This window comes from Aeribacillus sp. FSL K6-2848 (genome assembly GCF_038004325.1).
Taxonomy (GTDB): Bacteria; Bacillota; Bacilli; order Bacillales; family Aeribacillaceae; genus Aeribacillus; species Aeribacillus composti.
In genome coordinates, this window is the sequence record NZ_JBBOQQ010000001.1 from 2,292,449 (window position 1) to 2,314,911 (window position 22,463).

Consider the following 22,463-nt stretch of genomic DNA (forward strand, 5'->3'; position numbering starts at 1 on the left):
ACCTCCTCATCAGCAAGCTAATTCAAGTTAAAGTGATCGTTTTCTCGAAAAGATTTGAACTTATTTAAAATACCTCAAAACTAACTCGTGTTAAAACAATCGTTTTCTCAATGAACCATTTCTTAAACTTGCGCAAAACTTTTAGAAGTTTTTTTGCTGTCAAACCAAAAGATGTTTCAATGAAACGATTTGCCTTGCTTGAAAGTTTGCATGAGCTTGTATGAGGAGGAATCTTCTTTCTTTATTTCCACTTCTACATATGATTATAATAGATTTATCGTTCATGCAGCAAAAAGGCGGTTTTAATGAAGAAAATGTGATGTGGAATATTATCCCCCTTTCTGCAGGGAGTTGGTCTATGTATCGCTCAAAAGTTTAAGGTGAGGACATTTATCCCCACCCAAATACATCTTCTGATATCAAAAAAATCAAACACATTCTTCTATTTTCTAAAGCTTAAATTGCCGTACAAATTCATTCAGCTCTTCGGCTAGCTTCGCTAGTTGTTCGGAGCTGTTCGCCACTTCTTCCATAGAACTGCTTGTTTGTTCGGCTGCCGCAGAGGTTTGCTCAATACCTGCTGCTGATTGCTCGGAGATCGAGGCTATTTCCTCGATGGAACGGTTCATTTCCCGGCTGTTGGAAGCGATTTCCTTCAAGTTGTTCGCAATCGTTTGAATATGATGAACCATGTCCGTAACAGCTTTGTTGATCGTTTGAAATGTTGCGCCTGTATTTTTAATTTGCTCTGTTCCTTGTTCAACCTCCTGATAGCCGCTCTTTAAAGCATCAACTACATTCTTTGATTCATTTTGGATATTGTCGACAATGCTTGTTATGTCTGAGATTGAGACGGAAACTTGTTCAGCGAGCTTTCTTACTTCATCTGCAACTACTGCAAAGCCTTTTCCGTTTTCGCCTGCTCTTGCCGCTTCAATCGCTGCGTTTAATGCTAGAAGATTCGTTTGGTCCGCAATTCCTTGTATGACTGATACGAGTTTTGTAATTTTTTGCAAATGTTCGTTTAAACCGAGCACTTTATCAACAGATTGTTGGAAAATTTCGTCAATTTTCGACATTTGTTCGGTAGAAGACATCATTAGTTTATTTCCTTTGCCGGCAATTTCAAGCACCTCTCTGGAGACTGATTCAATATGCTCCCCTTTTTCGCTGGCATCTTGAACTTTTTCGACAAATACCTCCATCTTTGCTGCCATGTCGCTCGCGCTGCTTGCTTGCGTTTCAGCGCCTGATGCCAATTCCTGCATGGTGGTTGAAACCTGCTCTGATCCGGCCTTCACTTCATTTGCAGAGTGGGTCATCTCCTCGCTGTGGCTTGTCAGTACTTCAGAAGCATTCGAAATGTTTGTAATCATTTCTTTCAGTTTATTTTGTAGCTGATTTATGGCATGTGCCAGATTTTGTGTTTCATCTTTCGAACGGATTTTTATTTCACCTTGTGTTAAATCTCCATTAGCCAGCAAATGCATGCGCTCAGATACGGCGTGTATTGGTTTGGAAATGCTGTTTGAAAACAGCCATACGATGAAAAATCCAATCACAATCGTTGCGCCAATGACAATCATTAAAAAAACGAGAAGATCTTTAGCCGGCTGATTGAAATCCATTAAATACGTGCCCGCACATACAACCCATCCCCAATGAGGATCAGTTTTTGAATAGGCGACTTTTTTTTCAATTCGATTTTCGTTGTCAGGCAAAGCCCATTCGTAATAAGTTAAACCGCCACCTTCATTTCCGGTTTTAATCATTTTTTGATTGAATTTTACGCCTTTGGAATCTTCGTCATTCCAGCCTTGTCTGCCTTCTATAACTGGATGTGCAATAAGAGTTCCTTTTTGATCGATAATATGCATGTATCCGTTTTCGCCTAAATCAAAATTTTTATTAATTGGCCGTTTGCCGTCAGCATTCTTTTCCCCCAATATCGCAACTTTTACCTGTTCCTGCGCTTCTTCTAAAGACAATGTTCCCTTTTCAACCTCTTTATTTAACGCATCGATTAACTCAATGGTCATTTCGACGCTATTTTTTAATTTCTTTTCCCCCAGCTTGTTTAAACTGGAAGTTGTTTTCTGATAGCTTAACAAGCCTAAAATGACTAACGGAATCGTTAATAATAGAAATGAAATGGTCATTAGCTTCATACGTATCGTGAATTGAAATTTCTTTTTCATGAAAATCATTACTCCTTTGTTAAGCCATAATTTTTTTAAAGACTTAGTTCTTTCCTCTTAGAAAAGCGTTACAAACTCATTTCCATCCATTTTCACTCCCCAAATCCGAAATTGGTTGCTTGACATTTTAATTATCGGTCTCTAAACATACTTTTTTTAGTTAATTAATCATTTATTGTTAAAATTGTATTTTTTTAGCTTTCGCATGAACGTATATGATCAAAAAATATGATCAACCGATAACCCGATATTTAAGCGTTTTTATTAAATATATCGTCCATTTATTGCGGTTCTTTTACGTCAATGAAGCAAAAATAATCTGAAAATAGTCTATATGTTCGATCCGATAAAATTTATTTTTCTAATTCATTTACTATGAATAAGAAGCAATTATTTTTTTGTATTCTCCCTCATCGGCTTCGGCTCGCCTAATAAATATCCTTGAGCGTAATGAACCCCCAATGCTTTAGCCATGTCTAAATCTTCTTTTTTCTCAATTCCTTCTAAAACTAGTTTCATATTGGTACGTTCGCAAAGAAATAAAAGCTTTTTAATAACATCTTGATTTTTGCCCGAATTATATAAATTTTGGCCTAAAGAACGATCGACTTTAATATAATGCGGGTTTAAATCGACAATGGTTTCTAACGATATTTCACCTTTTCCGAAATCATCAACGGCAACTTTATACCCTTCATCTTTTAAAAATTGAATATTTTTTTTCAGCAATTCAATATTTTCGATTTTTTCACTTTCATTTATTTCAAAAACTACTTTTTCGGTCGACTGAAAAAAAAGGTTTATTTTTTTTATAAATTGGGTAAAAGAATGATGAACAATCGTCGATGGAAATACGTTAATAAACAGCTTTTGCTGCCGGTCTCCCATCGATGTTATTGCATTGTGAATGGAGCAAGTATCCAGTTCATATAAAAAATCGCATTCACGGGCGATTTGAAACAAAATTTCCGGATCGGAAAAATATTTGCAGCGAAGCAAAGCTTCGTATCCATATATTTTTGATTCTTTTAATTCATAAATAGGTTGAAAAAAATGACAAAATGATTTGTTATCTATAATTTCTTTTATCCTTCTAATTTCCCATTTAACCAATGGAAGAACCTCCTAGACGTCTATCTATAGACCTATTCCGGATAATGTCTAATGTTATATTTCATATTTTTAGTATATATTTTAATACTTTTAATATCAATAGTCTCTTGGGGGCTTAACTCTCATAGTAGATTGTAAAAAGGAATCACTATTATCCCCAAGGAGTGACGGTTCATGACTAAAATACAGCAAATAATCGGAGAAAGAATCCGAAATTTTCGCAAGCAGAAAGGGTGGAGTCAAGAAGAATTAGCAGATATAGCAAATCTACATGCTACTTATATTGGACAATTAGAAAGAGGCGAAAAAAACGCAACATTGGAAAGCATAAACAAAATCGCAACGGCGCTTGAGGTTTCTTTAGAGGAATTATTTAAATCTATTCAACCAAATTCAAAAAAACCAGATTATACTTTGTCGCAAATTATTACAAAACTTCAGGCAAGGCCGGTTGAAGATCAAAAATTCATACTAAACATGCTTGATCTCCTATTGAACTGGAAAGATAAGTAGCAGTATTCCAAAAAGGGGGAACAATCCCCCTCTTTTTGGAACTTATTTATCATTTTACAGCATGTTAGCAACATGCTTTTCAGCATCTAATACATCCATCTCCCCTGATAAAAGCCGGGGCAGCAAAGCGTTTTGCATTTTTTTGAGCCGGTCATTTTCATTGGCATTTTGTATCAGCATCGCATAATAATTGCTGGTGAAACGTATAAATTTTTTTAAAATATCATCCGGCGGAAGCACAATTTTCATTTTTTTTATCTCATCCGCGCTGACATTCGGCTGTGCAGATCCAGTAGACCGATCTAAAATTTTTTGGCGGAAATCCGGCAATTTAGTTATGGCATAGACAAATGGCAATGTGTTCATCTCGTGCACGCTAGAATAAAATTTGCCGACACGTTGATTTAATAATGCGGGTTCTTCAAAATAGTAAATGCCGCATTTCCCGATTTCAGCGCCTGTTAGCCCAATGAGCAGATCTCCTTGTGTAATTTTGAAACGATCTAATCGATGGAATAAAGATGGATCTACATATGCTGCATCTTCTTTGTTGATGAAAGGCGGGACAATATTTTTTATTTTTATTACTGGTATGCCTTCACATTTCCATTCCTTGCTTTTAAAAGCATATCCATTTTGTAATTCTATAACTTCACCTAATGTTCCTGCCTTCCATCCTTTCGGAATCATTCCCAATTCAGAAAGTTCGAACCCTCTATCTTTAAAAGGCCCAAACTCTATGAACCAGTATTTGTAAAGTGTCATGATCGTTTCATCGATCGTTTTATTTATCTTGATATTCAGTTCAATTTTATCATCAATTGTTCCTAATATGTCCGCAATCTTCTCTTGCGTCCGCATGTCCGGCAGCAATACGAGCGCATTTTTAATAGAATCCATGCTGACAGCCGGATACGCAGCTCCCTGTTCCTGAGAAACTAAATAATCTGTAAAAGATTGATTGGAAATAAGGTAATACACATACCTCGGATGAATATGCTCCGTAGGCCGAAGAACCGCAAAACCGGTCGATACAACTTGATTTTCTTTCGGATTTTTTAAAAACAAAAAGGATCTTCGATTCGGACGGACGGTCGAAAGAATTGTATCGCCTGCTCGAACCAGCCTTTTTGCTCTGCTGGGCGCTTCATGAATCAAATATTGCGATGTCTCCCTCAGTTCGCCTGTTCCAACAGACGAAATATCGATGTAATCGATCATTTGAAAGGGAAATTGTTTCGTTAATGATTCAGGATTTATTTGAACAATCTCACCAAGCCGAACTTTCTTCCAGCTCGCCACATAAATTCCTCCACATGCATTAATTTTGAAACTTTATGGGGCAGTCTAATAAGTCGATTTTCCGGCTTATAGACGCCCCTTTAATGTTTTAGAAACGTTGATCCGTTGATATATCAATGCTTATGATGTTTCGTTTTCAGTGGATTTTGACTTTCTGGACAGCCCCATGACAATTCCGAAGCAACAATCAGATCGCTTCCCCAATTTTTCTAGTTATAGCTCGTTCAGAACATAATCCTCCTGTTTTGATCCATATTGATTAGCTTTTCATTTCCAATCAAAGCGGATAAAAAAAACTGCACTATTTTAATTTTTCTTCTGCTTCCGGCATGATGATAGATGTAAAAATTCTTTTTTTTCGGTTAGGAGCAGGCTGGTTTTCCATTAGCTTTTTCATCGCCCGGTTGATAGTTTGAGCAAATTGAAAAAACTCTTCGTCGCTTGCATAAAAGCGAACCTGCCGAAATCCCACCCCATCTTTTAGGAGATCGATTTGTTCTTGTCGTAAATATCTCTCATAATCCGCTAAAATATTGGCGATAAATCTCATAAATATGTTCAAATGTTCATCTCTGCTTATATGCTGCAAATCGCTGTCTTCGAGCCCAATCGTTTCATCCGGCAAGGCATAAACTTTTTCTATTGTTCCCCTTATCTTTCTTTTCTCAACGATTTCAATCAGCTTTGCTTCTTCAAGTTTTTTTAAATGTCTGTACAAGGATGCTTGCGGAACTTCCGGCAGAAACTCCATTATTTCCTGCACAGTCAAGCGTTTTCCGATCAATGTTTGAATGATCCGAATCCGTACCGGATGCAAGATTAAAGCAGCTTTTGATTCAATCATGAAAACACCTCATTGTACCGTTTGTTCAACCAATTTTTCAAATGGTCGCAAAGCTCTTCGTGAAGCGGTTGATCCGCATTTTTGATATAATTTTTTTTCATTTTCAACATATTAATCTCATCTTCTTGTTTTTTCAATAAATGATCCATATTTTGAATCATATAATATTCCAACTCCCCTTTCACTATAGCGGGGAGGCGGTTGAGCTTTTCCGGATCAGCTTGAACGTCCTTGTCACCGGTAATGGCCAAAACAGGGCATTCTATTTTTTTCAAATCTTCGAGCACATCGTATTGCAAATGCTCCCGAAACCATTTAGCATTTATTTTTTGAAAACCAACTTTGATCACATCTTGATCAGATTGCATGATTTTTTCAAAAAGGGCATTCGACTTTTTTTCGTTTTTTTGCTCGATGTTAAACATGCGGATCATTTTTCCTTTTAAACCTGTTACATTGTTTAAAGCTTCATACACAAGCTTTCTCTGTCTCGTTAAAGCTTCTTCCAGCCTCTCCCCTGCCCCTGAGAGAAGAATGAGCCCATCCATTTTCTCCAAGGTGTTTAAAGCAACTGCCAATGTTGTTCCTTCACTGTGCCCCAAGGCAATGATCCGATTTTCATCAACAAGCGGATGTTGTTTTAAAAATTGTACAGCGCTAGCTGCATCCCGGACGAAATCCCACATTCCTGCAGATAAATAATCGCCGCCGCTTTCACCAACTCCCCTTTTATCATATCGCAACACGATAAATCCTAAAGAAGTAAGAAATGATGCCAATTGCTTATATATATTCAACTGGAATTTTCCTTTTGCATCATTGCCGTCGCGATTCAACGGACCAGAACCGGAAAGAATGAGAATAGCCGGCTTTTGGCTGTTTTGTAACATGGATAATGTTCCTTTTAACTCATATCCGCAGCTTTGAAAGCTGACAAATTGTTCAATCATGTTAATTTCTCCTTTATTTATGTTATTATTATCATTATCGATAATAATAACAAATAAGTCAAGAAAATTCTGATGATTGTTTTTTGCATATAAATGTTATCAGAATTGTGCCTTCAGCCCACAGCATATTGAAAGCAGTCGGCATCTGCGAACTGTTTTTTTGAGAAAAATCGTAAACATACAAAAGCCCTTAGAGAAAAACAGCTCTTTTTCTCTAAGGGCTTTATTTTAGAGACTAACGGACAGCACCGATGCAAATGTTCTATCATTCTACAACGGCTTTCCTATCAAAATCTTAATTTGGGAGCACTGCGTCGCTGACCATTTCCCATTCGTGAATCTCATACCCTCTAGCGCCAGTCACAACATATGGATCTTCTTTCGCAAGCTTTTCGGCCTCTTCAAAAGAGCCGGCGCGATAAATCACCATACCGCCTGTGCCGTCGGTAAATCTGCCTTTTGCAAATATTTTTCCTTCTTTTCCTTTCTGCTCTAAATAATTCAAGTGATCATTCCGAAACGCTTTGCTTTTTTCTTCATCTTTCATCGGCAATAATACGACAAAATATTTCATCTCAACCACTCTTTCTATTAGATTCATCGCTTACCATTTTACTTGAAGCTGTCAGTCTTGAAAAGCTTCATGTCTTAAGTTCCTAATGTCAATCAAATATTTCTTGCTGCATGCGAATGTGCTCTATTGCGCAATCTTCTTTGATGGAGCAGTTTGATCAATGGAGGTACTGCGATGCATACTAACACAATGCGCAGTACTTGAACGACCACAACAAATGTTGAATCTTCATGAAGTACAGCGGCTGTTGTAGCCATCTCCGTAATACCGCCCGGCGCAAATGCAAGAACTGCTGTGACAAAGGTTATTCCAGTCAGCTTTGAAACAATAAAAGCGCAAATAAACAAGGAAAGAATTAAACCAATCGTGCTGAATAAAGCAACCGCCATTGTTTTCCCTAGCCCTGTAAACATCTTTTTATGAAATTTCGAGCCGATGCTTGCAGCGATGAAAACTTGCGCCGCTATGATCAAAATGTTCGGCCACCATGGCGTCAAGTTGTGGCCTGCAAATGATGAGCCGGCTGCTTGAATACTAGCAGCACCAAGCATTCCGCCAACGAGCCAAGGTGCAGGGAACTTCAGCCGCTTTCCAATGTAATACCCTGCCAATGCCCCTAGTGCCAATACTGCCGTCCAAATCATTTCGTCCATTTCCAAGCTAGGAAAAATGAACGCTGATTGGTTGTTCGAAACTTCAAGCTTCGCAGAATGGACCGCAAATGAAGAAACAAGAAACGGGATCACAAGCACTACTAAAAATACCCGCATCGTTTGTATAATGCTGACGACACCAATGTTGCCCCCGACTTCTTCTGCTATGCCGGGTATAACAGACAAGCCCCCGGGCACCGTTCCGAACAAACTAGTCAATAAATCTGTATGACTGAACTTCCACAAAACGAGTCCAGACAGCAGCGAGAAAACAATGGACAAGAGAAGCATTGTCATGATGGACATCCAATGATCTCTAAAAATATCTATAACTGTCAAATTGATTTTTTGCCCTAATTCAATCGCCAAAATAAATTGCCCAGCATTCATCCAAAATCGGGGCAAAACATACTTGTCATCGGACGATGTTGAATTGGTATGGCTCCAAAATGAAAAAGCCCCTGCCATCACCAATGTTCCGAGCATCCAGCCGATGGAAAGGCCTGTTAGAGATAAAAGCAATCCTCCAATACTGCTGAATAAAATAAACGAAACATTGCGCAAGAAACCTTTCGTTCGTATCATTTCAATCCTTCTTTCTAAACAAAATATCTTGCGGCATTCGAACTTGCTACAAACATATTGTATACTTTTTTTAGATATAAATAAAATATCAATAATCTATGCATGATTATAAAAATTATTGATGGAAAAAGAGAGGTGATGACGATGGATGATCGAGACTGGCTTATTTTGAAAGTTCTCTACAACGAAAAAAACATTACAAAAGCTGCAAAAAATTTATATATTTCTCAACCAGCTTTAACAAACCGGCTTCAGCAAATTGAAAAGGAATTCGGTGTACAGATTGTTCATCGAGGAAGGCGGGGAGTTGAATTTACCCCGCAAGGAGAATATTTAGCGAAATGTGCGAATCAAATGCTGCTGAAAATACAAAAAATAAAAGAAAATGTTGTGAACATGGAGAACCGAGTAACCGGCACATTAAGATTAGGGGTTTCCAATTACTTTACAGATTATAAACTCCCCGGTCTTTTAAAGCTTTTTAAAAACGAGTATCCCGACATTGAATTTAAGGTCCTGACAGGCTCGAGCAGCGAGATAGCCCATTTGATCCACAGCCACGAAGTCCATGTCGCTTTCGTAAAAGGAGCTTACAGCTGGAACGATCAAAAACGATTACTATTTGAGGAATCCATTTGTATTGCTTCTAAAGACAAAATAGATCTCCGCGATCTTCCAAATTTGCCGAGAATTGATTACCGGACGGATCCCTTGCTAAAAACGGCAGTGGACAATTGGTGGTTTGAGAATTACTCCCAACCACCATTGATCAGCATCGAAGTCGATAAAGCAGATACGTGCAAAAAAATGGTGTTGAACGGATTAGGTTACGCTATTTTGCCAAGCTTGATTTTAGATGATGCCGACGATATTTATAAAATCGATCTGAAATCGAAAAATGGGAAGCCCATTTTAAGAAAAACTTGGATGTTTTATCACAAGGAATCGATCCAACTGAAATTTGTGAAAGCGTTTGTCGAGTTTATGGAAAAGCTCGATTTTCAAAAAATTCCATAAAATGCTATGACACTCGTATAACCTTTTTCCTTACATATGTTGCTTGGAAAAAGGTTTTTCAAAATTTCCGCAAACGTAATTACGTTTGAAACCGTTCATAATGAATAATAGATTCCTTCCGAACCATTTCTTTTGCGGGCGGTTCCTTTTCAGGATAACCTAAACCTAATATTGCAACTACGCGGCGGTCTGATGGAATGTTTAAGGCTGTCCGGACAAAGTCTTCCCGTTTTTTTGATTCTTCTTGATCCTGTGAGTGATATATCGCACCAAAAGCAGCCCCTAAACCTAATTCAGTTGCAGTCAGCCATATAAAACCGCATGCGATCGAGGCGTCCTGCAGCCAATATTTGCTCACTTCCGGGCAGCCTGTAACGGCTATGGCCGCTTTCGCCTCTTTCAACCAAGAAACAAAAGGCGTGGCGTTTGCCAATTCATCAAGCTTTTCACGATTTGTTATAAGTATAAACTCCCTGGAAGGAAGATTGTTCCCAGAAGGGGCTAAATAAGCTGCTTCTAAAATTTGCTCCAACCGTTCATTTGGTATAGGCTGATCTAGAAACTTTGTCATTTCACGTCTTTTCTGTATAGCTTCAAAAACGTTCATGCACCTTCATCCTTCTTTCTATTTTTTCGCCTATTTTGCTTTCGTATGAATGTACCTTTTCATAAACGATTTTTTCCCTCTCCTGTTCAATACATGATATGGAATCATTATATCGATTCATATGGATCCACAAAAGAATCATTTTAGCCAAAACTTAGGAAGTTTCATTCCGAAAAATTAAAATATAGGAATGGACGAACAGCGTTATTATTTAGATGCTGCTGTCTATAATGGCAGCTTATGATACCGACAGAGCCATTCACTTTACTTTTTAATTATTTCACAGTTTGAAGTTAATTTTTTTTATTTATAAATAAAAATCCTAGTTTTGACACTAAATACAAGATAAAAAGAATTACTAAAGTTCTAGCAATTACATAACCATCAACAGCCAGCTTATATGCTTCAGGCACTAGTGAATTGGGTTCAATTAACAAATAAATTGAAATTATCAAAACAATAGAAATAAGTATATACCCTAAAGCTGAAACAGATTCTTTTGACATACATGTTTCTCCTTTTTATCCAATAATAACATTTTTTTGTTGGTACTGGAACATTAGAGATTTCTAAACAATGATAATTAAAATAATTGGAACAATACGCTAAAGCCGGATTGAAAGTGAAATCGGATAATAAGCAGCCAGTATTCACCCGTTATTATCCAATAGAGTATAAATGAAAATATTTAACGACAAGCTGGAAAGCTTCTTGAGTCGTAATCCATCGCTGCCTAAGATAACGAGACACACGCTTCATCGTTTTTTGAAGCCGGATTGAATATTAAAAAGATGCAGAAATAGTGACAGTAAAACTATCTATGCTCATATCACGAGATTAGAAAAGATCATCCTGCTCATTTCTAGATTTTTAAAAGTGCACAACATAAAAAACTTTCCCAAAAATCGCGGGAAAGAGTTTGGAAACGTCATGATTATTTGCCAAGCAAAAATGATACACAAATTCATTTTCAGTTAACCATTAACTGTTCGTTCAAAAATCCCTTATTGTTTGGCAGGTCGGGATGTTGTTAAAAAGGATATTTTCGATATTCTTTTTGAATCGAAATCCATTTTGTCATCGTAAATTCTTCTACCACCCAAGGATTTCCAAATCTACCCATTCCGCTCGACTTTGTTCCGCCAAACGGAATTGTCGGGCTGTCGTTGACTGTTTGATCATTGATATGAGTCATTCCGCTTTCAATTTGAAGTCCTAGTTGTTCACCTTCACTTAAATCCTCTGTAAAAATCGCAGAGCTTAAACCATATTCTGTATTATTCGCCATTTCAATTGCATGATCGTCTGATTCCGCTTTCATGATCGTAGCAATTGGTGAAAATAACTCAGTTTGAGCAAGCTTGCTGTTGTTATCAACATCCACAAATACAGTCGGAGTTAAAATATTTCCGATACGCTTCCCTTCCAACGCAATTTTTGCTCCTTCTTTTTTTGCTTCATTTATAATATTTAAAGCTTTTTCAATTTGTGTTTCGTTTATAAGCGGTCCAATAATTGTTTTCGGGTCAGACGGGTCTCCGTAAGGCAACGATTTGGCTTTTTCCACAAATTTTTGTACAAATTCATCATATTTATTTTTATGGACAATAATTCTGTTTACAATCATACAAATTTGACCTTGATGTATAAACTTTCCAAAAATAGCTGCATCAACAGCACGGTCTACATTTGCATCTGCCAGAACAATGAACGGGTTATTTCCGCCTAGTTCAAGGGCAACCCTTTTCAGCATGCTGCCGGCAATTTTTCCGATATGCTTGCCAACTGGCGTTGAACCAGTAAAGCTAATAAGCTGTGAATGCGGAGAAGTGAGCATGTCATCGCCAATTTCATCAATATCCGTTAAAATACATTGAAAAACACCTTTTGGCAGTCCTGCATATTCAAATGCCCTCGCAATGATTGATCCTCCTGTCAAGGCTGTTTGAATATCAGGTTTATGAACGACACTGTTTCCAAGTGCAATAGCAGGAGCAATTGTCCGAATGGATAAATTCATCGGAAAATTAAAAGGCGAGATGGATGTTATAACTCCTAAAGGAAGACGATAAACACGATTCACTTTCCCCTTTATATCGGCTTCAATTTCCCTCATTTCATCTAATTTCTTGGCCATTTTCACAGCTTCTTCCACAAGCCCTACCGTCAAGTCAAGTTCAACGTTAGCCTTTATGAAGCTTCCGCCTGTTTCACGAGAGATCACTTTTATGATTTCGTCGCGATTTTTTTTGAAAAATTCCGCTGCTTTCCGCAGCACTTCTTCTCGCTCACAAGAAGACGTTTTTCCCCATTCTTTTTGAGCTTCTTTTGCGTTTAAAAAAGCTTGTTCAAGTTGCTGTGAGGTCGCTAGCCGAATCGTTTGAATGACAGTTCCATCATAAGGATTCAAATTTTCATATGTTCTCTTACTTAATCCCTCGACCCATTCACCATTAATATAACTTTTGTTCAATTCCTCAAAGCGCTCCATATCGTTCCCCCTTTTACAATTTATTTATTTTAGTGTAGTTTTTTATAGTTCGCACAAAATTATTCTTGCTAAAGGCCGGAAAGCAAATGACAGATGAACTGTAAATTGGTTCCAAAAACAAAAAAAGAGCCGGACATAAGCTGGCTCTCATCTTCCTTTCAACAATATAAAAGATGCATACAATCCCGCTCAGCAGACATTAAAAACCTAATCTGCTAATATAGCTATTTCCCCCATTTATACCCTACTCCCCAAACAGTGTGAAGAAATTGATCGATTGGAAAACCGGCTTGTCTCAGTTTTTCGCGAATATTTTTTATATGAGAGTCGATGGTTCGCTCTTCGGTCTCGGCATCGTATCCCCATAAGGACACAATGATTTCTTCTCTGCTGAACGCTCTGTTCGGGTGCTTTAAAAGCAGCCCTAAAATATCGAATTCTTTCGGCGTTAATAATATGTCTTCGTTTTGAAAATGGACTTTATGTTCTTCTTGATCCCACACCAATCCTTGAACATCAATAATTGAACGCTTTCCTGCGGAACGACGCAGCACCGCTTCGATGCGAGCAAGCAGTTCAGCTTCGTCAAACGGTTTTGTTATATAGTCGTCCGCACCGAGTTTGAGGCCTTTAACAATGTCGAATGTTTGGTCTCTTGCTGTTACCATTATAATAGGAACGTTTGAAAATTCTCTTATTTTCCGGCAGGTTTCCCAGCCATCCATTTCCGCCATCATAATATCGAGCAGGACAAGTTCAGCTTTGTTGTTTTCTAAATATCGGATGGCTGATAGTCCTGATTCGCACTTGACGCAATGATATCCTTGAGGGGAAAGATAAAGCTCCAGCAAGTCCAACATTTTTCTTTCATCATCAACGAGCAAAATCGTGTACATCCTTATACCTCCGGCAGCGTGATAACAACGTTTGTTCCTTTTCCGTATTCACTGGCGGCGTAAACCGTTCCTCCGTGCGCTTCGACGATCTCCTTAACAATGGCCAATCCGAGACCAGTACCGCCGCTTGTTCTTGATCTTGATTTATCCACTCGGTAAAATCGTTCAAAAATATGATGCAAATCTTCCTCTGGAATTCCGATTCCATCGTCTGAAACAATGATCACTATGCTGTTTTTCTCCGCTCTTGCTTCAATCGATACAACTGAGCCTTCATCGGAATATTTTAAAGCATTGTCCAACAAATTGATCATCACCTGCTCAAATCGCTTTTGGTCAATTTGGACGGTAATGTTTTTTTCACATTTATAGATAAGTGACATGTTTTTCTCATGAAACGCAGGTAGCATTTTGTCATGTAATTTCTTTAAGAAATCACACAGGTTGGCCGGTTCCTTATGGATTTGAAATGAATGTTGATCCATCTTTGCTAATTCAAACAGTTCCTTTACAAGCTTTTGCATATTCTCCGCTTCTTCATAAATAATGGACAAATAGCGGTTCCTCTCCTCTTCTTTTAGATTCGGCCTTCTTGCGATATCTGCATACCCTTTTACATATGTAAGAGGGGTTCGGAGCTCATGAGAAATGCTGGCAAGAAATTCTTTTCTTTCTTTTTTTAAATATTCCAAATCTCTCGCCAATGTTTGAATCGCTTCCCCCAGCTCCGCCAATTCGTCCTCCCCTTTCACTTGCAAGCGAACAGAAAAATCGCCTTTGCTCAATTTTTCGGTTGCCTGTTTCATACGAATAAGGGGATTTGTTATCACTTTTGATAAAAAAGCGATCGTCAAAATGGTTAAAAATACCGAAAGAAATCCAACCAAAACGAAATGATGCTTTAACTTATAGATCATTTTTTGAATAGCATCGGTATTTTGAAACATATAGACATACCCTTTGATCTTGCCGTCAATACGTATCGGGCTTACTGTCGCTATATGCGACTCTTTTTGCCAATTTCTTTGCACGATTATTCCGTCATGCGGAATCGTTCTGTCCATTGTATTTACAATTTTTTTGGCAAAAGGCAATATGTCATCGGAATAATACAATATATTGCCTTTCTCATTTGTAATCACTACATCCGTCACCGCTTCCGATTCCATCATCGTCACATGCTCCAGCGTGGAATGGTCAAAGTTTTTTTCCAGCACATCGCGATGGTTATTCCCTCTCGCCAATAGATGCTCAAACTCCTCCTCAATTCTTGAATTGACCAAAGTTATGTACAATGAGACAAATAAAATGATTTCGACTCCCAAAACAAACACGAAAAATAGCAGTCCTAATTTAAACGAAATTTTTTTCACTTTTTGTCCCTTCCTTATCAGCCAACTAGCTTCCTCTTCAAAAAGGAAAGCTCTTCGCCGCCTTTAACCGAACGTTCTGTTCTCATTTTTTCATTATATCATTTTCATCCAACGCTTATCTGTTCTCCCCCGTCCGAACTTTAAAACAGCGAGCGGATGCCAAATGCGGGCACACCTTTTGGCGAGTAAATAATTTTCGCATAAAAAAATTTACAGGATCAAAAATGGACCGTCTCCATCATTTTTGCACATTTTTTTGTTAAAACAGATGCAAAGAAAATGTTAGGAGGAGGAATCAGAATGAAAAAAAATAGTAAGCTGCTGATTTTTCTTACCGTTTTAACAGCTTTCATGCTCTTTTCTGCATCATGTTCCAACGGAAGCAGCAACGACCATACAGGAGAACATACAGAAGGCATGAATCATGAAAAAATGGACCACGAAAATATGAATGATCATGCCAATCATAACGGAAAAGACACTCAGAGCACAAAAAATCAAGACTTTTCCAAAGCGCCTGCACAATTCAATCCTAATGCTGAAGAAAGCTTAATTGTTCAAAACACGAAAAATATAACGAGAATTCCTGTTGCCGATCCAATTCGTGCATCCATTTACGTATCCCAAACCATTTGGCCTGCCACACATAAAGAAAATCAACCCGGAGCCGCTATTCTGTCTCCTGTTGGTCAATGGCAAACAACATTAGCCGGAGCTGACTTAATCCATCATCCAAATAACGGCCCGATCTTACTGATTCATCAAGATAACATTCCCGATAAAGTGTTGAGTGAAATCAAACGGTTAAATCCAACTGGGAACCGGAACGGCACTCAAATTGTTGTGTTAGGAGATGTTTCAAACAATGTCATCAACCAGTTGTCAGGTTATAAAATAGAACAGATCAAAGGAAAAAATCCCGCAGAATTCGCAAGGAATGTCGATCAAGCTTATGCAGAAGTATCCGAAGGCTATCCAGAAAGCGTGATCATCGTTTCTTCAGAGGATCAACATAAACTATATTCCATACCAGCCGTTAATTGGATTTCCCATATGCCTGAGCCTATACTGTTTGCATCTGAACACGAGCTTCCTAAAGAAACGAAAGATGCGCTTAAGAAACGGAACAAGAAAGCAAACATTTATATTTTAGGACCAGAGAAGGTTATTTCTAAAGATGTAGAAAATCAATTGAAAGAATACGGGACTGTTCATCGAATAGCTGGAAATGACCCTGTAACCACTTCGATTGAATTTGCCAAATTTAAAGATAAAGACACTCAATTCGGATGGGGTATAACGGAACCGGGCCATGGTGTTTCTTTTATTTCAACAGATTCACCAGAGCTTGCTTTAGCTGCCGCGCCGTTTTCACATCTCGGCAAACATGCACCGATGATTTGGTTAAACAAAGGACAGCTTCAACAAGAAACATATGATTTCTTGGCAAGCATCAAGCCACCCTTTCAAGATGACCCGACAACAGGTCCTTACAATCATGGTTTTATCATCGGAGATCAAAAACAAATTTCCTTTCAAACACAAGGAATTCTAGATGACAAGCTTGAAATTGCTCAGGAAGACGGACACGGGCATGGTGGGCATTAAGGAAAACCGGGCGTAAAAATTGAACGCCCGGTTTTCCTAATCTTTTTAAAGTAAATAAACAGCTTCATATGGTAAGTGTGAAAGATCGCTTCCATTTAGCTTCCTGCTGTTTGAGGAGTTTTATATTCTATCTGTCCCGAAGATACTCAAAGATTTATTTGTGCCCACGAATTAGTTTGAGGCGTTTTATATTCTTTCTATCCCTGAGGACAAAGTCAATTTTTTTCATTTTCCAAAATAACAAAAAGTGCAAAACCAAGAATCGTACTAGACACATCATCTGTTGTTAATTGTATATTTCCCTATTTATTGAAAACTTTGAGTATTCTTCACGATGAATAAACTGGCGTTTTCAATCAGCTAAAAATGTTTGAAAATGGCGGATTAACAAGAGATAAATTTGTGTAAATAATGATTGGAAAAAGAGAACAATAAATCCAACAACACTCATCGCTGTTGGGCCGAAAAGGAAGCTCCCAATCATTTCTATTCGTTTTTATCCCGGAACAGGCCATCGCCATGCATATTATGGAAGGTTTTCTGCCGATTGAATGGGCTTTATTTTGGTGGGGGGTTACTTTACCTTCTTTAATTATAGGCTTACTTTCTATTAAAAAGAAGCTTCAGGAGCATCCTGAATTCAAAATGATGCTAGGTTTATCTGGAGCATTTGCATTTGTGCTGTCAGCATTAAAAATATAATACTTGCTCTATATGAATTTATTTTTTCAATATGCCTTTTACTGTATAATCCGTTCTTTTACATTTGCCATTTTTATAATAATGACTGACTTTTTGATCATATGGCACCCCTTTGCTCAGCTACGATTACCTAATTTTGCATAACTTATCAGCCCAAATCATATGCGCGCAGTCCGGATCATTGATGCAGTATAAGAGTGTTCCATCGACAATTTACTGATATGAATAGTAATGCTATTTAACTCTATATTTAAAAACTTTAAAAAATCTTCAGCAACTTTTTGTTGAATCTTTTCTGCGATGACGGGTAATGCTTCATCCAATGGATAAAATATGGTGAGGTTGATTTTTATATTCGGCAGTTCGTTTAATGCAATATCTATCCGATGGCATTTTTTCACTGCTTCTACCGAAGTGCAGGCATGGGAAATGATTTGTTTTAAAACGTATTCAGAAATGTGGATGGTTCCTTGATGAAACCGTGGTCTGATAATCGTTGTTTCACCAATCTCTTCTTTTGGGGTAGAAAAAATTTTCTTTCCCTTCATAATGATCTTCTTTAAAATATTTTGTTCAACTTGTACATATGGAATCGGAATAATATGTTTCCCCTCTGTTTTTCTCACATATAATGCCATGTTGATTTCCTTTGACGATCTAATTTCTTCAATTTTGTAATATTTGGTGATTTTTCCTAATTGCAATGTTTCCGCAATTTGATCAACCATTTTCGTAGACGTACCAATGATGAGAAGCGAATGAATATCAAGTGCTTTAATAGCATTTTGGACTTCTTTTCGGTGATCCTCATAAAAAAAGACAGCCCGTTTAATAGCGGTTATATAGTTCTTTTCATATTTCGCTGAACTCCCTGCAGCTTTTCGCCCTTTATAAATTAACAATCCATCATCAATCATAGCCGGTATGTTTTTACTATGTGCAAAAGAAAGTGCGCTGGTGCTTTTTCCCGTGCCGCTGCGGCCAACAAGAGCGAATACGCGCATTGGGTGAATACCCCTTTCTTAAAAATCTTTCAACCTGAAGGAAAATGCCCGTAAAACTTAAAGGCGGACCGGATCCGGCAAATCGGAAACTCTATTCTGTCTATTTACAGGAAAATTCAGTTCGTATGACAGCAAATGTTTGTTTCGGGACTCCGATTGTTATGTGGGATATTAATATTCATGAATTTCAAAAAAATAGGCTTTGGATCGAGCATCATACACAATAAAACAGAGGAAGTTTTTTTACTTGAAAAAACTAGCAAATTATTAAAATATTTTTAGTCGATTGTCGACTGAATTTTATCGAATTATACACATTTTTGTTGAGGAATAATAATCCCCTCTTTTATAAATGTTTCTATCTCTTCTTTACTGTAGCCCATTTGCTTTAGAACGGTTTCACTATGCTCCCCCTGAGCTGGAGGGACCGTTTTGATCCTGCCCGGTGTGCGCGATAATTTTACAGGAACACCAAGCATTTTTAAGATTCCGAGGGAAGGATGCTCCATTTCAACGACCATTTCCCTTTCCTTGATATGGGCATCATTTAAAATGTCCGAAAGCTTATTAACCGGTCCGCATGGAATTTTCGCAGATTCCAACATGTCAACCCATTCATCTCTCGTTTTTCTTTTAAATATTTCTTCAAGTATGGAAATCAGTTCATCTCTATTTTGAACCCGGTCCGGATTCGTTTTAAATTTCCGGTCTCTAAGAGCTTCCACATCCAATACGTCAACCAGCGAATTCCAAAGGCTGTCATTTCCTACTGCAAGAATAAAGTGGCCGTCCGAAGCTTCAAAAACCTGGTAAGGCACAATATTCGGATGGGCTCCTCCCAGCGGCTTTGGATCATTGTTTGTCGCAAAATAGTTGCCGGCAAGGTACGTTTGCCAAGAAACCATCGTGTCGAGCAAGGAGACATCGATCCATTGTCCTTGACCTGAACGCTCTCTTTCCCAAAGTGCTGACAGAATGCCGATTGTTGCCCACATTCCTGCTCCGATGTCTGCCAAAGAATATCCAGCTTTAACTGGTGTACCGTCTGGTTCGCCTGTAACGGACATTAACCCGCCCATTCCTTGAGCCAGGACATCATAGCCAGGCTTTTTTGAATACGGTCCTGTTTGACCGAAGCCGGAAATCGAAGCAAGAATAACTCCGCGGTTATGCTGCTTTAAGATGTCATAATCAATTCCGAGCTTTTTTAATGTGCCGGGTCGAAAGTTTTCAACAACAACATCCGTTTCTTCTACCATTTTCAATAAAATTTCTTTTCCTTTTGGATCTTTTAAATTTAAAACAACACTTTTCTTATTGCGGTTGACACTTAGAAAGTACGCACTTTCATTTTTAATGAACGGAGGACCCCATTGCCTTGTATCATCCCCTTGTGGACTTTCAATTTTTATCACCTCGGCGCCTAAATCAGCTAATGTCATTGTGCAAAAAGGGCCGCTCAATATTCTCGTTAAGTCAATAATTTTAATTCCTGCAAGTGGCAGCATGTCAACCTCTCCCTTTAAAATTCGGTTTTCTTTTTTCTACAAAGGAACGAACACCTTCAGGAAAATCATTTGCGTCAATACTGGACGCCGTACCTGTATCCCACGGAAATGAAAGTGCCGGCTTATTGTAGGCGACAGATCTTTTAACAGCAAGAAGAGATGCCGGTGACTGCTCCATAACTTTTTTCGCCAAACGTATTGTAAAATGATCCACATCCTCATCATCCGGAACCATGTAATTAACTAATCCCAATTGACAGCATTCTGAAGCGTCTAGCAGTCGACCTGTATAAACTAAATCCATCGTCCGGCTCCCTCCGATCAGATCTGCAATTCGTTTTACAAACATTTGGTTTAACGTAATTCCCAGCCGTCCGACTGGGATTCCCATTTTAGCTTTAGAGGTCCCAACCCGAAGATCACATGCTAAAGATAGAACAAATCCTGCACCTAATGCCGGACCATTTATAGCGGCAATGGTTGGCAACGGAAGTTTTTCAAACGTCGAAATGGCTTGTTCCATTAAGCGGAAAGCTTCGTGCGCTTCGTTAATCGACATTTGGTTAAATTCTTTCAAATCAGAACCTGAACAAAATTGATCCTTGCTTCCGCGCAGGATCACCACTCGTGTTTTCGGGTTTTCAGGAATCAGCCTTCCGATTTCCGCCAGCTCCCTCCACATCCCCGATGTTATAGCATTTTTTAGGCGTGGACGTTGGATCGTTACAATGGCAAGCCCGGCACTTTCCTGAAGTATAATTTTCCCATCCGCCTCGACCTGACTAATCGTTACCCTCATTAAAAATCACCTATCTCTTGTCTTTATATTTTTTAACAAAACCATCAGGATTCAAAAAATGCTCTTCCTAGAAGATGGACGACTGTCGACAATCATCTTGTTACAACCATGATATCCCCTCATGTTATAAAAGTCAATAAAAATTCTAAAAATTTTAAATTTTCATTTTGTATTTGCTGAGGAAAACCTACTTATGTCATGTTTTGATTATGACCCAGTCAATAAGCTGAAAAATAAAAAAAGGAGCTTATATGAAAAGGGCTTCACTCCTTCATATGAACTCCCTAAAATCATGTATATGTTGTTCGTTTCAAGACATTTACAGCGCTCGTTGTTTTCCCTTTTTTGCTGCTAGTACGATTGTTTATTTTTCGTTTTGTTTTCGACCCTTTTAATTACGCTATGATTATGATTTTCAAGCAAAACAAGCGCTTCATCGATCAGGTTTTCCTTTAACAAATCTAAAATAATGCGGTGTTCCTTCAAAGACTTTTTTATATGCTCCTCTTCAAGAAACGATATTCTTTGAAGTACAAGCAAAGGACGTCCTAATCTCCAATACATTTCTTTAATAATTTCGCTTTTGCTCATTTCAATGATGAGCATATGAAACTCTTGGTTCAGATTGGCATACTGTTTTTCGTCATCAACCTCTGACATCTTTTGTACCAATTGCTCCATTTTCTTAAGAATTTCTTCATTTATCCCGCGGACTTTAATTCTTTTCATCGCAAGGCTTTCCAATACGATTCTCATTTCAAGAAGATCATAAACTTCATCTTCCGTATAGCCTTTCACAACAGCGCCTTTTCTAGGAATTCGCTCTATTAGCCCTTCATTTTCCAGCAAATAGAGCGACTCTCGAATAGGCGCCCGGCTCGTTCCAAACTCTTCTGCGTAAGTGGACTCAATAATTTTTTGTCCGGGCTTCAGCTCCCCCGCCATAATTTGGTTTGTTATTTTTTCCGCTATTTTGTGGGACAACGAATGATTGTAAAATAATTGATTATTTTTCATTCCCGCTCTTCCTCTCTATAATGTCGACTGTCTATTTTTTATAATCCTATTATAACTTGTTTATAAATACAAATCGAAAAATTCTGTAAAGTCGGCATTGTATTGGAAGATTTTCCGCAAATCTTTCGTTTGCTGCACTGTTCTAATTTATTCGAAATTTATAGAAGTTCTCCTTCCTCCATATATAAAAATTAATGTGATCCCTTTCATTATAAATGACTTCATAAATAAGAATATTCAAATTTTTATTACGAATATTTCATCGCTTCGTACATCCTGTCGACAATTGACAAAGATGCATATTTTGCATTTTGCTTTCGTAAACATTTTTGTAAATGAATAAATAGCTGTAAACAATCTGTGATGAATGAAAAACGGAGAAAAGGAGGGAATGTGCGAAAAACACTTTATCTTAATCTTATAAATGCTGTTTCTCTCTTTATTTTGCCCTTGGACCGCCTTCTAACAAATAGGATAAGCAGCCGATTTCCTTGTGAAGTCGCCGAAATGTTCAGGTATGTCATTCAAAATAAAAGCATACATTTCAATTATTTTTTCGAGAGGTGACGATTTATGATTTGAAATTATATTTTTCAGAATATTCAAATAAAAAGTCACCTTTTTTCTAGTCATTCATATTCTTATAATGCATTGTCGATCGTCGATTTTGTAAGCTGGGGTTTTTAGAAAGCGGTTTCAAATTTTTGGG

At 37.9% G+C, this 22,463-nt stretch carries 19 protein-coding genes and 1 pseudogene; 4 read left to right on the forward strand and 16 right to left on the reverse strand.

Going from position 1 to position 22,463, the window contains the following annotated elements; translation table 11 throughout:
- Positions 1–449 precede the first annotated feature (449 nt).
- Together NSS70_RS11095 and NSS70_RS11100 are read right to left on the reverse strand one after the other, a co-directional pair.
- The gene (locus NSS70_RS11095; RefSeq protein ID WP_339196302.1) at positions 450–2,198 is read right to left on the reverse strand and encodes a methyl-accepting chemotaxis protein; all 1,749 of its coding nucleotides are present in this window, start codon (positions 2,196–2,198) and stop codon (positions 450–452) included.
- A gap of 390 nt (positions 2,199–2,588) precedes the next feature.
- Complete coding sequence (locus tag NSS70_RS11100) at positions 2,589–3,311, reverse strand: EAL domain-containing protein (RefSeq protein WP_339196304.1); 723 nt, start codon at positions 3,309–3,311, stop codon at positions 2,589–2,591.
- 174 nt (positions 3,312–3,485) lie between these two features.
- Between NSS70_RS11100 and NSS70_RS11105 the strand changes: the two genes are divergently transcribed.
- Complete coding sequence (locus NSS70_RS11105; RefSeq protein ID WP_063387802.1) at positions 3,486–3,824, forward strand: helix-turn-helix domain-containing protein; 339 nt, start codon at positions 3,486–3,488, stop codon at positions 3,822–3,824.
- 54 nt (positions 3,825–3,878) lie between these two features.
- On the opposite strand, the gene NSS70_RS11110 is transcribed toward NSS70_RS11105, so the two are convergent.
- The 5 genes from NSS70_RS11110 to NSS70_RS11130 form a co-directional block, all read right to left on the reverse strand.
- Positions 3,879–5,126: a restriction endonuclease subunit S gene (locus NSS70_RS11110; RefSeq protein ID WP_339196307.1), complete on the reverse strand. Its 1,248-nt coding sequence runs from the start codon at positions 5,124–5,126 to the stop codon at positions 3,879–3,881.
- Positions 5,127–5,427: 301 nt separating this feature from the next.
- Positions 5,428–5,970 carry a helix-turn-helix domain-containing protein gene (locus NSS70_RS11115; protein WP_339196309.1) on the reverse strand — a complete coding sequence of 181 codons (543 nt, stop codon included), beginning with the start codon at positions 5,968–5,970 and terminating at the stop codon, positions 5,428–5,430.
- Positions 5,967–6,920 (reverse strand): alpha/beta hydrolase, encoded by a 954-nt coding sequence (locus NSS70_RS11120; protein WP_340733825.1) that lies wholly within the window; start codon positions 6,918–6,920, stop codon positions 5,967–5,969. The genes NSS70_RS11115 and NSS70_RS11120 overlap by 4 nt, the downstream gene beginning before the upstream one ends.
- Positions 6,921–7,215: 295 nt before the next feature.
- Complete coding sequence (locus NSS70_RS11125) at positions 7,216–7,494, reverse strand: YciI family protein (RefSeq protein WP_066251612.1); 279 nt, start codon at positions 7,492–7,494, stop codon at positions 7,216–7,218.
- Positions 7,495–7,586: 92 nt separating this feature from the next.
- On the reverse strand, positions 7,587–8,732 hold the full coding sequence (locus NSS70_RS11130; protein WP_094245887.1) for an AbrB family transcriptional regulator: 1,146 nt from the start codon (positions 8,730–8,732) through the stop codon (positions 7,587–7,589).
- A 144-nt stretch (positions 8,733–8,876) separates the two neighbouring features.
- Here NSS70_RS11130 and NSS70_RS11135 point away from each other — a divergent pair, with 144 nt between their 5' ends.
- A complete protein-coding gene (locus NSS70_RS11135) occupies positions 8,877–9,749 on the forward strand; it encodes a LysR family transcriptional regulator (protein ID WP_340806249.1) in 873 nt (290 codons plus the stop codon).
- Between the two features lie 79 nt (positions 9,750–9,828).
- On the opposite strand, the gene NSS70_RS11140 is transcribed toward NSS70_RS11135, so the two are convergent.
- From NSS70_RS11140 to NSS70_RS11160, 5 genes are all read right to left on the reverse strand, one after another.
- Positions 9,829–10,356, reverse strand: coding sequence for a nitroreductase family protein (locus NSS70_RS11140; protein ID WP_063387794.1), 528 nt, complete (start codon positions 10,354–10,356; stop codon positions 9,829–9,831).
- 293 nt (positions 10,357–10,649) lie between these two features.
- Positions 10,650–10,862, reverse strand: a complete 213-nt coding sequence (locus NSS70_RS11145; RefSeq protein WP_066251603.1) for a hypothetical protein — start codon at positions 10,860–10,862, stop codon at positions 10,650–10,652.
- 524 nt (positions 10,863–11,386) lie between these two features.
- Entirely contained in the window at positions 11,387–12,847 is a 1,461-nt protein-coding gene (locus NSS70_RS11150; RefSeq protein ID WP_066251600.1) for an aldehyde dehydrogenase family protein, read from the reverse strand.
- A gap of 224 nt (positions 12,848–13,071) precedes the next feature.
- Positions 13,072–13,743: a response regulator transcription factor gene (locus NSS70_RS11155; protein WP_066251597.1), complete on the reverse strand. Its 672-nt coding sequence runs from the start codon at positions 13,741–13,743 to the stop codon at positions 13,072–13,074.
- Positions 13,744–13,745: 2 nt separating this feature from the next.
- A complete protein-coding gene (locus NSS70_RS11160) occupies positions 13,746–15,116 on the reverse strand; it encodes a sensor histidine kinase (RefSeq protein WP_094245889.1) in 1,371 nt (456 codons plus the stop codon).
- A 300-nt stretch (positions 15,117–15,416) separates the two neighbouring features.
- Between NSS70_RS11160 and NSS70_RS11165 the strand changes: the two genes are divergently transcribed.
- Together NSS70_RS11165 and NSS70_RS11170 are read left to right on the forward strand one after the other, a co-directional pair.
- Positions 15,417–16,724: a cell wall-binding repeat-containing protein gene (locus NSS70_RS11165; protein ID WP_340881577.1), complete on the forward strand. Its 1,308-nt coding sequence runs from the start codon at positions 15,417–15,419 to the stop codon at positions 16,722–16,724.
- A gap of 519 nt (positions 16,725–17,243) precedes the next feature.
- Positions 17,244–17,423 (forward strand): annotated as a pseudogene (locus tag NSS70_RS11170) (energy-coupling factor ABC transporter permease); the annotation flags it as partial.
- A 161-nt stretch (positions 17,424–17,584) separates the two neighbouring features.
- On the opposite strand, the gene NSS70_RS11175 reads toward NSS70_RS11170, so the two are convergent.
- The 4 genes from NSS70_RS11175 to NSS70_RS11190 all read right to left on the reverse strand — a co-directional run bounded on the left by NSS70_RS11175 (position 17,585) and on the right by NSS70_RS11190 (position 21,754).
- The gene (locus NSS70_RS11175; RefSeq protein ID WP_340881579.1) at positions 17,585–18,430 is read right to left on the reverse strand and encodes a hypothetical protein; all 846 of its coding nucleotides are present in this window, start codon (positions 18,428–18,430) and stop codon (positions 17,585–17,587) included.
- Between the two features lie 308 nt (positions 18,431–18,738).
- Positions 18,739–19,938 (reverse strand): CaiB/BaiF CoA transferase family protein, encoded by a 1,200-nt coding sequence (locus NSS70_RS11180; protein WP_339196332.1) that lies wholly within the window; start codon positions 19,936–19,938, stop codon positions 18,739–18,741.
- A gap of 1 nt (position 19,939) precedes the next feature.
- Entirely contained in the window at positions 19,940–20,737 is a 798-nt protein-coding gene (locus NSS70_RS11185; RefSeq protein WP_339196335.1) for an enoyl-CoA hydratase/isomerase family protein, read from the reverse strand.
- A gap of 351 nt (positions 20,738–21,088) precedes the next feature.
- Positions 21,089–21,754, reverse strand: a complete 666-nt coding sequence (locus NSS70_RS11190; RefSeq protein ID WP_339196337.1) for a GntR family transcriptional regulator — start codon at positions 21,752–21,754, stop codon at positions 21,089–21,091.
- Between the last annotated feature and the right edge of the window lie 709 nt (positions 21,755–22,463).